The sequence below is a fragment of the Chitinophaga silvatica genome (genome assembly GCF_003419895.1).
GTDB lineage: Bacteria > Bacteroidota > Bacteroidia > Chitinophagales > Chitinophagaceae > Chitinophaga > Chitinophaga silvatica.
This window is the reverse complement of the sequence record NZ_QPMM01000010.1, coordinates 181,695-195,608: the sequence shown is the minus strand read 5'-3', so window position 1 is coordinate 195,608 and position 13,914 is coordinate 181,695. Positions and strand designations below refer to the sequence as shown.

Annotated in this window: 12 protein-coding genes; 7 read left to right on the top strand and 5 right to left on the bottom strand. The window is 41.7% G+C overall.

Going from position 1 to position 13,914, the window contains the following annotated elements; all coding sequences use genetic code 11:
- The first annotated feature begins 12 nt into the window (after positions 1-12).
- The 3 genes from DVR12_RS18680 to DVR12_RS18670 all read left to right on the top strand — a co-directional run bounded on the left by DVR12_RS18680 (position 13) and on the right by DVR12_RS18670 (position 5,122).
- Complete coding sequence (locus DVR12_RS18680; protein ID WP_116977309.1) at positions 13-492, top strand: FKBP-type peptidyl-prolyl cis-trans isomerase; 480 nt, start codon at positions 13-15, stop codon at positions 490-492.
- Between the two features lie 306 nt (positions 493-798).
- Positions 799-2,226 carry an L-serine ammonia-lyase gene (locus DVR12_RS18675; RefSeq protein WP_116977308.1) on the top strand — a complete coding sequence of 476 codons (1,428 nt, stop codon included), beginning with the start codon at positions 799-801 and terminating at the stop codon, positions 2,224-2,226.
- Between the two features lie 106 nt (positions 2,227-2,332).
- On the top strand, positions 2,333-5,122 hold the full coding sequence (locus DVR12_RS18670; RefSeq protein ID WP_116977307.1) for a TolB family protein: 2,790 nt from the start codon (positions 2,333-2,335) through the stop codon (positions 5,120-5,122).
- A 9-nt stretch (positions 5,123-5,131) separates the two neighbouring features.
- Here DVR12_RS18670 and DVR12_RS18665 read toward each other — a convergent pair whose 3' ends face one another.
- The 5 genes from DVR12_RS18665 to DVR12_RS18645 form a co-directional block, all read right to left on the bottom strand.
- The gene (locus tag DVR12_RS18665) at positions 5,132-5,500 is read right to left on the bottom strand and encodes a pilus assembly protein HicB (RefSeq protein ID WP_116977306.1); all 369 of its coding nucleotides are present in this window, start codon (positions 5,498-5,500) and stop codon (positions 5,132-5,134) included.
- A gap of 38 nt (positions 5,501-5,538) precedes the next feature.
- Entirely contained in the window at positions 5,539-5,721 is a 183-nt protein-coding gene (locus DVR12_RS18660; protein WP_116977305.1) for a type II toxin-antitoxin system HicA family toxin, read from the bottom strand.
- A 134-nt stretch (positions 5,722-5,855) separates the two neighbouring features.
- On the bottom strand, positions 5,856-6,347 hold the full coding sequence (locus DVR12_RS18655) for a hypothetical protein (RefSeq protein WP_116977304.1): 492 nt from the start codon (positions 6,345-6,347) through the stop codon (positions 5,856-5,858).
- A gap of 55 nt (positions 6,348-6,402) precedes the next feature.
- A complete protein-coding gene (locus DVR12_RS18650; protein WP_116977303.1) occupies positions 6,403-9,048 on the bottom strand; it encodes a valine--tRNA ligase in 2,646 nt (881 codons plus the stop codon).
- Between the two features lie 158 nt (positions 9,049-9,206).
- Positions 9,207-10,223: a threonine aldolase family protein gene (locus tag DVR12_RS18645; RefSeq protein ID WP_116977302.1), complete on the bottom strand. Its 1,017-nt coding sequence runs from the start codon at positions 10,221-10,223 to the stop codon at positions 9,207-9,209.
- Positions 10,224-10,551: 328 nt separating this feature from the next.
- Here DVR12_RS18645 and DVR12_RS18640 point away from each other — a divergent pair, with 328 nt between their 5' ends.
- The 4 genes from DVR12_RS18640 (at position 10,552) to DVR12_RS18625 (ending at position 13,832) form a co-directional block, all read left to right on the top strand.
- The gene (locus DVR12_RS18640) at positions 10,552-11,409 is read left to right on the top strand and encodes a sigma-70 family RNA polymerase sigma factor (protein WP_089757630.1); all 858 of its coding nucleotides are present in this window, start codon (positions 10,552-10,554) and stop codon (positions 11,407-11,409) included.
- Positions 11,410-11,580: 171 nt separating this feature from the next.
- Positions 11,581-12,462, top strand: a complete 882-nt coding sequence (locus tag DVR12_RS18635) for a DUF4249 family protein (RefSeq protein WP_147323489.1) — start codon at positions 11,581-11,583, stop codon at positions 12,460-12,462.
- A gap of 16 nt (positions 12,463-12,478) precedes the next feature.
- Positions 12,479-13,429: a thioredoxin-disulfide reductase gene (gene trxB / locus DVR12_RS18630; RefSeq protein ID WP_116977300.1), complete on the top strand. Its 951-nt coding sequence runs from the start codon at positions 12,479-12,481 to the stop codon at positions 13,427-13,429.
- A gap of 52 nt (positions 13,430-13,481) precedes the next feature.
- The gene (locus DVR12_RS18625) at positions 13,482-13,832 is read left to right on the top strand and encodes a dihydroneopterin aldolase (RefSeq protein ID WP_116977299.1); all 351 of its coding nucleotides are present in this window, start codon (positions 13,482-13,484) and stop codon (positions 13,830-13,832) included.
- The last annotated feature ends 82 nt before the right edge of the window (positions 13,833-13,914 follow it).

The window sequence follows — 13,914 nt, the reverse complement described above, 5'->3', positions numbered from 1 at the left end:
GAAATCAATTGTATGAAGAAATTCCTTCTCCTCGGAACCGGAGTTGCATTAACTGTCATGGCTGCCTGCTCAAAAAAAGATAGTGGCGAAACTTATGATGCTATTGCTCAGTATAATATTGACTCAGTTAAAATCGAAAATTATATTAAAGAAAATAATATTCTTGATGTAAAACACGATACAGGGTCACTTTGGTACCAGATAGTAAAGCCGGGATCGGATGCGAAACCGAACGGAGTTGCCAGTGTAAAATTAGGTTATAAAGGAACCTTGTTAAACAAAACCCAATTCGATGGTAAAGATACCGCCAACTTCGATTTGGATAAAGTAATTCCAGGCTTTAGCATGGGAATCCGCAAAATCGGAAAAGATGGAGAAGTAAACATATTTATTCCATCTTACTTTGGCTATGGCCCATACAAAAATGGATCTATCCCTGCCAACTCCCCATTGATATTCAATGTAAAACTCTACGAGTTTACGAATAAGTAATTCTTGCTCGCAGGCTCGCTTTTGTTTCTCGCAAAGCAGCAGAGATTAATATTAAGAGAGCAAAGGGATTTTTTTAAGATTTTTAAGCTAAAATAAATATTGTTATATGTTACTGATTTGTTTATAAATATGATCTAAACAAATCTGCAATTCATAAAAATATCCGCTTCAACTTAAAAATCTTAAAAAAATCCCTTTGCTCTCTTAATATTAATCTCTGCTGCTTTGCGAGAAACAAAAGCGAGCCTGCGAGCGTTCGAAACTCCTTGGAAATGATTAGTTTTACATGATAAATAGCAATCAATAGTGGCACAAGAATGTATTTCAGTATTTGATATTTTTAAAATAGGGGTAGGGCCTTCCAGTTCACATACGCTGGGCCCATGGAGAGCAGCACTTCGGTTTTTAGACCAGTTGGAATCTGCCGGTAAACTCTCTTCAGTAAGTAAAATTCAGATTTTACTCTATGGCTCCCTCGCTAAAACAGGCCATGGGCATGGAACCGATATAGCAGTGCAATTGGGCTTATGCGGGGATGATCCTGTCACTTTTGATGTCAACCAAATCAATCCTAAAATCGATGAAATACGCCGCAGCCGTAAAATGACCGTTGCCGGCAAATATGAAATTGATTTTGACCCGGTAGAAGATATCGATTTCCTGTATGAAGAATCATTGCCTTTCCATCCTAATGCGCTTACCTTCTTAGTATCCCTGAACGATGGTGAACAACTGGCAGCCACCTATTACTCAATTGGAGGCGGATTTGTGGTTCAGGAAGGCGAAAACAATAATAATGGACAACAGGTAGATTTACCCTTTGCCGTAGACACTGCCAGACAGTTGCTGCAATGGTGTATTAAAACCGGGTACAGCATTTCAGAGCTGGTGCTGGAAAATGAAATGGCCTGGCGTCCGGAAGATGAAACACGTGCCGGCCTTTTAAATATCTGGAAGGTAATGCAGGAATGTACCTTCAGAGGTTGTCATACCACCGGTGATCTACCAGGTGGATTACGCGTAGCGCGCCGTGCTGCCACATTAAATAAAAAGCTGCTGAAAGGCCGTACATATACCGATTATATTTCCTGGATTGAAGCTATCCGTGAAGGTGGCTCTCATTTTACCTATACACTCGACTGGGTAAGCTGTTTTGCACTGGCTGTAAATGAAGAAAATGCTTCATTTGGCAGAGTGGTTACCGCTCCTACCAATGGAGCAGCCGGAGTAATTCCTGCTGTATTGCAATATTTCATCGCTTTCTGTGATGGACTGCACGACGATAAAATCCAGCAATTCCTGCTTGTTGCCTCGGAAATTGGCAGCATCTTCAAAAAACGCTCTACTATCTCTGCCGCTATGGGTGGGTGTCAGGCTGAAATCGGAGTATCTTCTGCCATGGCAGCCGCTGCTCTTACAGAATGCCTCGGTGGTTCTCAGCGTCAGGTATTAATGGCAGCTGAAATTGCCATGGAACACCATCTTGGCCTAACCTGCGACCCAATCGGCGGATTAGTTCAGGTGCCATGCATAGAACGTAATACTATGGGTGCTATTAAAGCGATCACTGCCTCACAGCTGGCATTGCAAAGTAATCCTGAACTAGCTAAAGTATCTCTGGATGCTGTCGTGAAAACGATGTGGGAAACCGCCCAGGATATGAACTCTAAATACAAAGAAACTTCCGATGGCGGGTTGGCTGTAAACATTCCAATCAGCTTACCTGAATGCTAAATCGATACCGGGTTACGGGCTTGTTAGACATTTTGTGATGTAAGGAAAGTACCCTATTTTCGTTTGCATCCATTTTACTACAACTGTCCGTAATCCGGTATTTCGTATGCGCTCAATCCTGGCCACTTGCCTCTTATTATCTTCTCTTTCCCTGGCAGCCCAACAATTTGGAGGAAATCCCCCATCTCTTAAATGGCAGCAAATTAATACTGATACAGTTAGGGTTATCTTTCCAAAAGGACTTTCAACTCAGGGAGAGCGTGCCGCCAATATCGCTCTATATCTGAATAAATATACCAGAGAATCTATTGGAAACCTCGAACGAAAAGTAGACATAGTCTTGCAAAATCAAACTATGATCTCCAATGGCTACGTACAACTAGGCCCATTTCGCTCCGAGTTTTATATGACTCCTTCGCCATCCTCATTGGATTTAGGTTCCCTGAATTGGGTTGATCAACTGGCGATTCATGAATATCGCCACGTTTTACAGAATATGAATTTCCGGCAAGGACTGTCGAAAGTTTTTTCAATACTAGGTGGACAACTAGGCCAGGCGGCTGCCACAAATATTGCAGTTCCAAACTGGTTCTGGGAGGGAGATGCTGTAGTAATGGAAACTGCATTGTCGCCGCAGGGAAGAGGGCGCTTACCGGAATTCTTCGACGGTTTCAGAGCTCTGGCCCTGGCACACCGCAATTACTCCTACATGAAAATCAGGAATGGTTCGTATGTCGATTTTGTGCCGAATCATTACCCGCTTGGTTACCTCATGGCAACTTATGGACGCGAACATTATGGTAAGGATTTCTGGAAGGATGTAACAACTGATGCTGTCAGATACCGCGGACTTTTCTATCCACTTTCTCACAGTCTTAAAAAGCGTACAGGCAACAACGTTACTTCGTTTTATCATGCTATGCTGGGAGAATACCAACCTTACTGGAATGCTTATGCAGCAAGGCCAGACATCACTCCGGCACTTACTTTAACACCGGCCACTAAAACTTTAACCAACTATAAATACATCTACGCAACCGGTGAAAATGAATGGGTAGTGCTGAGAAATTCCAATAAGAATGTAGCTGGTATTTATAAGATAGGCCAGGATGGCAAGGAACAACTGCTTGTAAGACCCGGAATCGGTTTTGATGATTATTTCAGCTATAATAATGGCCACATTATCTGGGCCGCCGCACGTTTTGACGCCCGTTGGAGTTGGAAAGACTTTTCAGTAATCAGGGTTTATGATGTCGCAACCGGTCAGACCAGCACTGTTTCTGCTAAAGGGAAGTACTTCTCTCCAGATATCAGCCAGGATGGCCGGCAAATAGTGGCAGTGGTGGTTGCACCCAGTTCACATTACAGCCTGGAACTAATTGATGCAGGCACCGGCCAAACAATAAAGCAGTTGCCAAATAAGGAAAACTGGTTTTATACCTATCCTAAATTCCTTCCAAATAATCAGCAGATCATCAGTGCTATCAGAAATCACAAAGGTGAAATGGCATTGGCACGTATTAGTACAGAAGATGGAACTACAGAATTACTGACTGATTGGAGTTATAAGGTTTTAGGGATTCCGTCAATTAAAGGCGATACAGTATATTATACTGCGAGTTATAAAGATGTAAATAACATATATGCGATTACGTTAGCCGATAAACAGCAATTTGAAGTTACAGACAGAGCCAATAGTGTATTACATGCCGCAGCGGCCGGTGATAGCCTCGTATTCAGTGAGTTTACAGATCGTGGATATAAGCTGTTTAAAAGTGGTATCAAACTTAGAAAAGTAGAGGTAGACCAACTTAATCATAGCAGCTGGATGAAACCAGATTTTGCAGAAGGCGGAAACATTTTGGAGAAGGTTCCTACCGATTCTTTACCAGTAAAGAAGTATGCCCAGCTGACCAGGCCATTTAATTTCCATAGTTGGGTGCCTTCTTTCAATGATCCGGAATATGGAATTGCATTACTTGGAGAAAATATTCTGAATACCACCAGCACCAGTATTGGGTATACCTATAATAACAATGAGGGAAGCTCTGATTTCTATGGCAGGTTTACCTTCAGCGGCTTATTCCCTTATTTATCAATCGGGGCCGATTACAATATTAACAGGAATGGAATAGACCAAAGCAGGAATAAGGTTTATTGGAACGAAGCAACCGGGTTTGTTGGGTTTACAGTTCCGTTGAATTTTACTTCAGGTTTATATAGCCGTGGCCTGACTTTCGGAAGTAATTATAATGTCAGGCACCGCGATCTGAGTAATAAGTATGCTGGTAATGATCTTCAATTTTTATCCAATACAATTATCTTCAGCAACCAACGAATTAAGGCACTCCAGAATATCTACACCCATTTTGGCCAATATCTGGCAGCCCAATATAATCGTACTACAGGCGGCTTGTATGCAGAGCAATTGTATGTAAGATTTGATCAGTATTTGCCGGGATTCATGCAAAATCATAATATCGTTTTGCAAGGGGCGTACCAGGAAAGAGACAGGGCCTTTAATTACTCTTTCTCAGATAATTTCGTATATGTGAGAGGGTATAATAAACCTCCTTATACAAGTATTTATAAACTTGGAGCTAATTATAGCTTCCCAATTGCCTATCCGGATTGGGGATTTGCGCAACTGCTTTACTTTAAGCGTATTCGTGCTAATCTGTTTTACGATTATAGTAAAACCAATTTTACTCTCAATAATACGCGCAACCAATATTCATCAACTGGTGGAGAACTGTATTTAGACACCATGATAGGAAACACTCTGCCTTTTTCCTGCGGAGTTAGAGTTAGCTATCTGTTCGATAAAGATCCGGTAGATAATGCCAAACAACGTGTTGAATTCATTATCCCGATACAGCAGTTATTCAATTATTAGAAATTGATTTTATAATTGAATATTAATCAATTCTTTTCCTAATTCGTGTAGGCCGGAGAGAATTCTCTCCTTCTGCTTTTCAGAAGGCTTTACTATTCCGCTTTTATATTGGCGAAGTAGTGACGAATTTATTCCTATTCGTTTGGCTGTTTCAGTTACATCTAAAAATGACAGATGCTCGAAGATGCTTACTATATCATATTTGTAGGCGATCTCATAGTTGTTTGAACCGTTAACTTCTATAATAGCAGCTATAAAATCATCTTTTGCTTTTTGAATAGTGTGTGCATAACCGGTAATACCAGGTAAGTTTTCTGAAAAAACACCAAAACCGGTGCTGGATGCTTCTACAATAGCAACTATTTTCTTTTTTCTCATGGTATTTAAGTTTTTAGTTTGAAGGATGATCCTTTTGCCTATTTCAATCCTGCAGCCTTAAGTATACTATTTAGTGTTCCTTTAGGTACTTCTTCCTTGTCATGTTTACTAACTGGAATTTTACCTGCTTTCGTCGGATGTCTGTAAATATGATGCCTTACAGTTCTTTCAATATACCACCCATCTCTTTGTAAGAGTCTGCGCAACTCCGAAAACTTCATCAGCTTTTCGTTTTAAATTGAACGAATAGGTTTGTAAATATAACAAATTTGTTAGTTTTTATTAAATTTAAATAACAAATATGTTATAAATGAAGTGCTGAATTCCGAAAGCTTTAATCTAAAAGACTATATTTCTACTTGATATTAATCTTAATGGGAGGGGCTTTATATAGCTTATCACCAGTGTATTTAATGATAATGTCATCGAAATAGAGAACGTCGCCGCTTTCGAGGGAATTTTTTAATGAACTGCTCCAGAGTGGTGAAAGAGAGGCTGATTTGAAGTTGTCGCCGGTGTAATCCTTATAGATACCAACATGGCCGGTGGTATCGTTGAGATAAGGTTCATGCTTTTCGTAGGTGAAGGCGAATGAAACAACCGGGTATTTGATATTCTTTTCATCTCTGACGATGAGGGCAGAATCGAGAAGTTTTACTACTTCATTTTTAGGGAGAGTATCGCTCAAAAAAATGCTCCAGCTACTACGCAGTTTTGCAGGACGTTTGTCGGTAGTAGTAGTGGTAATAGCTGTTGCTGCTTTAGGAGCAGGTTTTTTGCTGTTTTGAGCAAAAACGAGTGTAAAAGAAAAGGGTAGCAGGCAGCTTAGTAACAGTTTTTTGTGCATGATGATATTGGGATATAAGATCGCCCGGAGTATTAACGCCGGGCGATCTTAAAAATTATAGTGACTTTAAACTTTCCTCGATAGCAGCAATTTTAGCTTCAGCATCGGCTTTTTTACGACGCTCCGCTTCCACAGCTTCAGGTTTTGCTTTTTGTACAAAACCTTCGTTAGAAAGTTTCTTTTCTACAGACAAGAGGAAACCTTTAAGATAATCCAGGTCTTTTTGCAAAGCAGTCTTCTGAGTAGTAGTATCAAGCACCGTTTCAGTTTCGATATAGAATTTATCTTTCTGAATAACGAGGTTAATACATCCTGCAACAGGCTCCTGAACATAGCTGATGGCTTTTGCATTCACTTGTTTGCTCAGGATATTTTCGATCTGCTCGTAGGCATTTCTATGTTTGGTTTCTATATGCAGTACAATCGGATCTTTTGGTTTAATCTGATGTTTATTGCGGGCATCGCGGATGCTGCTGATTACTTCTTTAGCCAGTATACCTTCAACCAATACGCTATGAACAGGTTGAGAAGGTGTACTAAATTGTTTCACCATCAATGAATCATTATCTGCTCTCGTATCCAGCAATTGGTAGATTTCTTCAGTAATGAATGGCATATAAGGATGTAACAACTGCATCAGATCTTCAAAGAAAGAAACAGTTTTGCGATATACAGCTGCTGAAATTGGTTGTTCGAAACCAGGTTTTGCCCATTCGAGGTACCAATTACAGAAATCATCCCAGATGAGGTTGTACAAGGTTTTCAGGCCTTCACTCAAACGGAAATCTTTATGAAGGGCAGCTACTTCCAGTTGGGCTTCATTTAATCTGCTTTCAAACCATTTAACTGCAAAGTGAGCATTAGCATCAACATTGTCTTCTACCTGGCGCTCCTGCCACATTTTTACAAGTTTCAGCGCATTCCATATCTTGTTATTGAAAGTACGGCCTTGCTCACAGCTTGCATCATCATACAGCAGGTCATTTCCGGCAGGGGAGGAGATCATGATACCAAAACGAACGGCATCAGCACCATAAGCATGAATAAGTTCCAGCAAATCGGGTGAGTTACCCAATTGCTTACTCATTTTTCTTCCTAGTTTATCACGTACCATTCCGGTGAAGTATACATCACTGAAAGGTTTTTCGTTTTTATATTCCAGGCCGGCCATAATCATACGGGCTACCCAGAAGAAAATAATATCCTGACCAGTAACGAGTACAGAAGTCGGATAATAGTAGTTGATGTCTTCGTTGCCAGGATTGGAAATACCGTTGAATACTTCCATTGGCCAGAGCCAGGAGCTAAACCAGGTGTCGAGGCAGTCCTCGTCCTGTCTTAGTTCGGCTGGGGTAACAGAGATATTGCGGGCAGCAAATTGCTGAACTGCTGCATCTGCAGTAGCCGCCACTTCAAAGGCGCCATCATTATTATACCAGGCCGGAATGCGTTGGCCCCACCAAAGCTGACGGGAAATACACCAATCCTTTACATTCTCCATCCAGTATTTGTAAGTAGCCAGGAAGCGATCGCCCGGATGTATTCTTACATCACCGTTTACTACTGCATCCAGTGCCGGTTTCGCCATTTCGGCCATTTTCACAAACCACTGGGTAGAGATACGAGGTTCTACAACGGTATCAGGGTTACGCTGGCTGTATCCTACGCGGGTAGTATATTCCTGTTCTTTATCCAGGATGCCGGCTTCGCCAAGTGCTTCGATTACTTTTTTACGTGCTGCAAATCTGTCCATCCCTACAAAAACAACGGCAGCTTCGCTTAAAGTACCATCATCGTTCAGGGTATCAACTACTTCCAGGTTATGTTTCAGCCCCAGGTTATAGTCGTTGATGTCGTGTGCGGGAGTTACTTTCAGTGCACCGGTACCGAATTCTTTATCAACATACGTATCGAAGATGATAGGAATACGGCGGTTTACCAATGGAACAGTTACATAATATCCTTTCAGGTGAGCGTATCTCTCATCTTCAGGGTTTACACAAATAGCGGTATCGCCCATGATAGTTTCAGGGCGTTGGGTTGCAATAGTGATATATTCACCGGTTGGAGTACCGGCAGCATCTACTACTGCATATTTTACATAGTAAAGTTTACCCTGTATGTCTTTGTATTCTACTTCTTCGTCGCTGAGTGCAGTTTTGGCCTTAGGGTCCCAGTTGATCATTCTGGCACCGCGATAGATCACTCCTTTTTTATACAGGTCGATGAACACTTCAATTACTGCTTTGTAGTAGTGATCATCCATTGTAAAGGAAACTCGGTCCCAATCGCAGCTACAGCCGAGTTTTTTGATTTGGTGGTAGATGATGCCACCGTATTTCTCCTTCCATTCGAAGGCATATTTTAAAAACTCTTCGCGGCTAAGTTGTGATTTCTCAATGCCTTTTTCTCTTTTGAGCATATCTACCACTTTCGCTTCGGTAGCGATGGAGGCGTGGTCGGAACCAGGTACCCAGCAGGCATTATACCCACTCATACGTGCGCGGCGCACCAGTATGTCCTGTACAGTTTCATTCAGAGTATGGCCCAGGTGCAAGACCCCGGTGACGTTAGGAGGAGGGATCACGACAGTAAAAGGCTGACGGCCATCCGGCTTAGAGCGGAAATAACCCTTGTCCATCCAATGTTGGTACCATTTTTCTTCAACCGTTGCAGGTAAGTAATTTTTCGAAAGTTCCATGCTATTTATAATGTATAAGGTTGCAAAAATAAAAGAGATTAAGCAGAGATGAAAATTAAGTTACGAAAGCCGATGACAATCAGACTGCAGTTATGGGCGATAAATTAACAGGGCGGGTTAAAGCCCGCCCTGTTAATTTATCGTCTTATCCCGAATTTTTAGCTCATTGCTGCAATAACACTGCAGGTTTTGGCGGTCATTTCAGGCGTAATATCCAGATGCGTAACCAATCTGATCTGTGTGGGCGAAATAGCGGTGACCAGAATATCGTGTTGTTTCAGATATTCAACAAAGCTGACGGGCGTCCAGCCTCCGTTGACTTCAAATATGAGAATATTGGTATCTACGGGTAACATATTGGCGACAAATGACCTGGTAAGTAAAGTATCGGCAATTTGTCTGGCGTGTGCATGATCATCGGCTAATCTTGCGATGTTATTTTCCATTGCATAAATGCCGGTAGCGGCCATGTAGCCGGCTTGTCGCAGGCCCCCGCCTAATTTTTTGCGAATTCGTCTGGCTTCTTTGATAAAGGCTTTACTGCCTAGCAATACGGAGCCCATAGGGCAGCCCATGCCTTTATTGAGGCAAACGGAGATACTATCGAATGTTTGTCCGTATACTTTAGGATCCTGACCGGTGGCTACGAGGGCATTAAAAAGCCGGGCGCCATCCAGGTGCAGGGCCAGGGAGTGTTTACGGCAAACGGCAGCTATTTTTTCAATTTCTTTCCAGTCATAGCAGCATCCGCCCCCTCTGTTGGAGGTATTTTCGAGGCATACGAGGCTGGTGCGGGCTTTATGTACATCATCGGGATTAATGGCTGCTTCCACCTGTTCGGCGGTGATCATGCCTCTGTCGCCGATAATCGGGCGGGTTTGGGCGCCAGCATTGAATGCGATCCCACCGCCTTCATAGATGTAAACGTGAGCGAGATCGCTGCAAACCACTTCATCGCCTGGCAACGTATGTACTTTAATGGCAATTTGGTTGCTCATTGTGCCGGAAGGGCAGTACAAGGCTGCCTCTTTGCCAAAATAGTCTGCCAGGATGGCTTCTAATTTATTTACGCTCGGATCTTCGCCAAAAACGTCGTCACCCACCTTGGCGTTTAACATGGCTTGTAACATACCAGGGGTGGGGCGTGTAAAAGTGTCGCTTCTAAAGTCAATCATTTTATTGAAAAATTTGCAAGTGCGTAAGCTATAAATTAGTTATGTTGATAATTTAATAATGATTCTTTATCAATTGTTAAAATTTAGATAAACCGTGCCTTTCAGGCAACTAAAACACTATAAAAATTCGTTATTAAAGTGTACTTTGTTAGTATGCTGACAAATATAAGAAGGATTTGGTAGAGTGATTGCTTAGCACGATCTTTGCAGACTTTATTTTAGAAAAGAACAATAAAGCGCGGGAAACTTTGTAAGTTAATAATTTTCATTAATCGAACAAAAAAATTCTTTCGCTGTTATTAATTTATAAACCAATACAATTTTTCATATGAGGCAACTTAAAATTGCCACCCAGATCACCAATCGTGATTCGCAGGCGGTAGAAAAGTACCTGCAGGAAATCTCGAAGATCCCTTTGTTAACACCTGAGGAAGAGACCGTTTTGGCGCAACGTATTAAAATGGGCGATCAAAAGGCTCTTGAAAGATTGACTACAGGAAACTTGCGTTTCGTTGTTTCTGTTGCCAAGCAATATCAGCACCAAGGCCTTAGCCTTAGCGACCTTATTAATGAAGGTAATCTTGGCTTGATCAAAGCGGCACAACGTTTCGATGAAACAAAAGGTTTCAAATTCATTTCCTATGCAGTTTGGTGGATTCGCCAATCCATCCTGCAGGCTTTAGCCGAACAAGGTCGTCTTGTTAGGTTACCGCAAAATAAAATTGGCACCTATAATAAAGCTAACAAAGCTTACATGGCATTCGAACAGGAAAACGAACGGGAACCGTCTACCGAGGAACTCGCAGAAATCCTGGAAATGTCTGAATCAGAGATCAATAATATCTTCCAAAGCAATACACGCCACATGTCATTGGATGCACCTGTGCACGAGGCTGAAGACGTAGCGATGGGCGATTTGCTGGAAGGTGGTGATATTACTGACGATGACGTTATGAGAGATTCACTCCGTGAGGAAATTAAAAGGGTCCTGAAATCCTTAAGCCCTCGCGAAGCTGAAATCGTAAATGCTTATTTTGGTCTGGATGGTGAAAATGGCGCAACAATCGAACAAATCGGTCAGAAATACGATCTGACTAAAGAAAGGATCAGGCAAATTAAAGAACGCGCTATTAAAAGGCTTCAGAAAGCTCGTTATAGCGGCGCACTAAAATCTTACCTGGGATAATAGATAAATATTTGATCATTTTTTGATTTTTCCTTTGAAGTTGCTGACTTGTAGAAGAAAATCATTAAATAGGATAATCTCTACTAATCCTCTTTATTCTATAAGAACACCGGCCTGTTAAATACATGGCCGGTGTTCTTATTTTATTTCATACCCCTTATTTTTGCACCTATGCGCCTGATACTTCTAGGAACCCTGACAGTTTTCCTGTTTTCTGCCTGTGAAAAGGATATCAGCGTTCATGTTCAAACATCAGTACCGCAATTAGTCGTTGAAGGTATTATTGAGAATAATAATTATCCGCAAGTTATACTTACGCATAGCCTGAATTATTTTTCCAGTATAGATTCCCTTACACTAATCAATATGTATGTTCATGACGCTACCGTCAGCGTTTCCACCGGAGTAAAAACCATGGAATTAAAAGAACAAAAGGCTTTCTCACCATCCGGTGCAGAATATTATGTCTACAGACCAGAACTTGGCCAACCAGGTGATCTTTTTAAAGGGAAATCAGGTGAAACCTATACCCTGCAAATTAGTACTGACAATAAGACATATAAGGCAGTTACTTCTATTCCACTGACAGGAATGCATCTCGATTCCCTCTGGGCCACCAAAGTGCTGTTAGACAACGACACCACCAAAGTAAGGCTCTGGGCAAGGATTACAGACAATCCAACCAGCAATAACTACGTCCGTTACTTTACTAAAGTAAACAGACGCCCTTTTTTGCCTAGTCTGAATTCCGTAATCGACGATCATATTGTGAACGGCACAACATTTGAAATTCCCCTGGACGCAGGAGTTGACAGAAACACAAAACCAGACCCTGTTACCTATGCATTATTCAGCAGAGGCGACACCATTACCCTGAAGTTTTGTAATATTGACAACTCAACCTGGGATTTCTGGCGAACCGTCGATTATGCCTTTAATACTAACGGCAATCCCTTTTCGTCGCCAACCCGCATCATAGGTAACGTTAACGGTGCCTTGGGATATTGGGGTGGATACGAGGTAAGCTATAAAACTATTTATATCAGAAAGTAATTATACAGCAAAAAGTATGGAAAACAAGCAACAAGAGCATGTGCATTTATTGATTATCGGTTCTGGCCCTGCCGGATATACCGCTGCTATATATGCCTCAAGAGCCAACCTTAAACCAGTATTATACCAGGGTATTCAACCTGGTGGTCAGTTGACTATCACTACAGAAGTAGAAAACTATCCTGGTTATCCGGAAGGTATACAAGGCCCTGAAATGATGGTGGATTTCGAAAAACAAGCTACCCGCATGGGTGCCGATATCCGCTATGGAATGGCCACATCAGTAGATTTTAGCAAACAACCTTATAAAGTAGTTATCGACGAAGAAAAGGAAATAACCGCCGACGCAATTATCATCGCTACAGGTGCTTCTGCAAAGTGGTTAGGACTTCCTTCCGAGCAACGCCTCAATGGTAGCGGAGTTTCTGCCTGCGCAGTATGCGATGGTTTCTTCTTCCGTGGTAAAGAAGTAGCTATCGTAGGTGCTGGTGATACCGCCGCCGAAGAAGCACTTTACCTCTCTAAAATGTGCAGCACCGTGCATATGCTGGTACGCCGCGACGAAATGAGAGCTTCTAAAGTAATGCAGGACCGTGTACTGAAAACATCCAATATCATTGTTTACTGGAATAGTGAAGCCGATGAAGTATTGGGAGAAAATAAAGTAGAAGGTTTACGCATCTACAACAATAAAACCCAGGAGAAAAAAGATATCGCCGTTAGCGCATTCTTCGTGGCAATTGGCCACCAACCTAATTCAGCTATCTTTAAAGATTATCTGCAATTAGACGAACAGGATTATATCGTTACCGTTCCTGGTACTTCCCGTACTAACGTAGAAGGAGTTTTCGCCTGCGGAGACGTACAGGATAAGATTTACAGACAAGCCGTTACTGCTGCCGGAAGTGGATGTATGGCTGCCCTGGATGCAGAAAGATATCTATCCGCAAAAGAACATCAACATTAATAAATAATAAAAAGGATAACAGCCACCTGTTATCCTTTTTTAATATTATCTCATGCTTACCATTGCCTTAGAACAAGCCTCTTTTTATGCCTACCATGGCTTGTATCAGGAAGAAACAATTATTGGAAATACCTTCCTTCTCGATATTGCCGTTCGGATTCCCGATACCCGGGAAATAGACGACCTGGCTGATACCGTCAATTATCAGGGAATCTACGAAGTAGCCAGCGAAATAATGGCTATTCCAAAGCCTTTACTGGAAGAAGTAGTATACGCAATTACAACTCAACTTAAAGAGCGCTATCCTGCCATCCAACATAGTTTAGTCACCCTCCGTAAAATGAATCCTCCTATGGGTGCATCCATCAGAAACTCATTGGTCTCCCTGGAAAAAACATACTAACTAAACAGAAAGAATTTTTGGATATCCATAACGGTTGTCATTTGTAATTTTCGTAAATTTATATTCATAAGTTAATCAATTA

Bases quoted from the DNA above. Each gene is read 5' to 3' on its own strand.
- DVR12_RS18680 (WP_116977309.1), top strand. From the start codon at position 13: ATGAAGAAATTCCTTCTCCTCGGAACCGGAGTTGCATTAACTGTCATG.
- DVR12_RS18670 (WP_116977307.1), top strand. From the start codon at position 2,333: ATGCGCTCAATCCTGGCCACTTGCCTCTTATTATCTTCTCTTTCCCTG.
- DVR12_RS18665 (WP_116977306.1), bottom strand. From the start codon at position 5,500: ATGAGAAAAAAGAAAATAGTTGCTATTGTAGAAGCATCCAGCACCGGT.
- DVR12_RS18660 (WP_116977305.1), bottom strand. From the start codon at position 5,721: ATGAAGTTTTCGGAGTTGCGCAGACTCTTACAAAGAGATGGGTGGTAT.
- DVR12_RS18655 (WP_116977304.1), bottom strand. From the start codon at position 6,347: ATGCACAAAAAACTGTTACTAAGCTGCCTGCTACCCTTTTCTTTTACA.
- DVR12_RS18650 (WP_116977303.1), bottom strand. From the start codon at position 9,048: ATGGAACTTTCGAAAAATTACTTACCTGCAACGGTTGAAGAAAAATGG.
- DVR12_RS18645 (WP_116977302.1), bottom strand. From the start codon at position 10,223: ATGATTGACTTTAGAAGCGACACTTTTACACGCCCCACCCCTGGTATG.
- DVR12_RS18640 (WP_089757630.1), top strand. From the start codon at position 10,552: ATGAGGCAACTTAAAATTGCCACCCAGATCACCAATCGTGATTCGCAG.
- DVR12_RS18635 (WP_147323489.1), top strand. From the start codon at position 11,581: ATGCGCCTGATACTTCTAGGAACCCTGACAGTTTTCCTGTTTTCTGCC.
- trxB (WP_116977300.1), top strand. From the start codon at position 12,479: ATGGAAAACAAGCAACAAGAGCATGTGCATTTATTGATTATCGGTTCT.
- DVR12_RS18625 (WP_116977299.1), top strand. From the start codon at position 13,482: ATGCTTACCATTGCCTTAGAACAAGCCTCTTTTTATGCCTACCATGGC.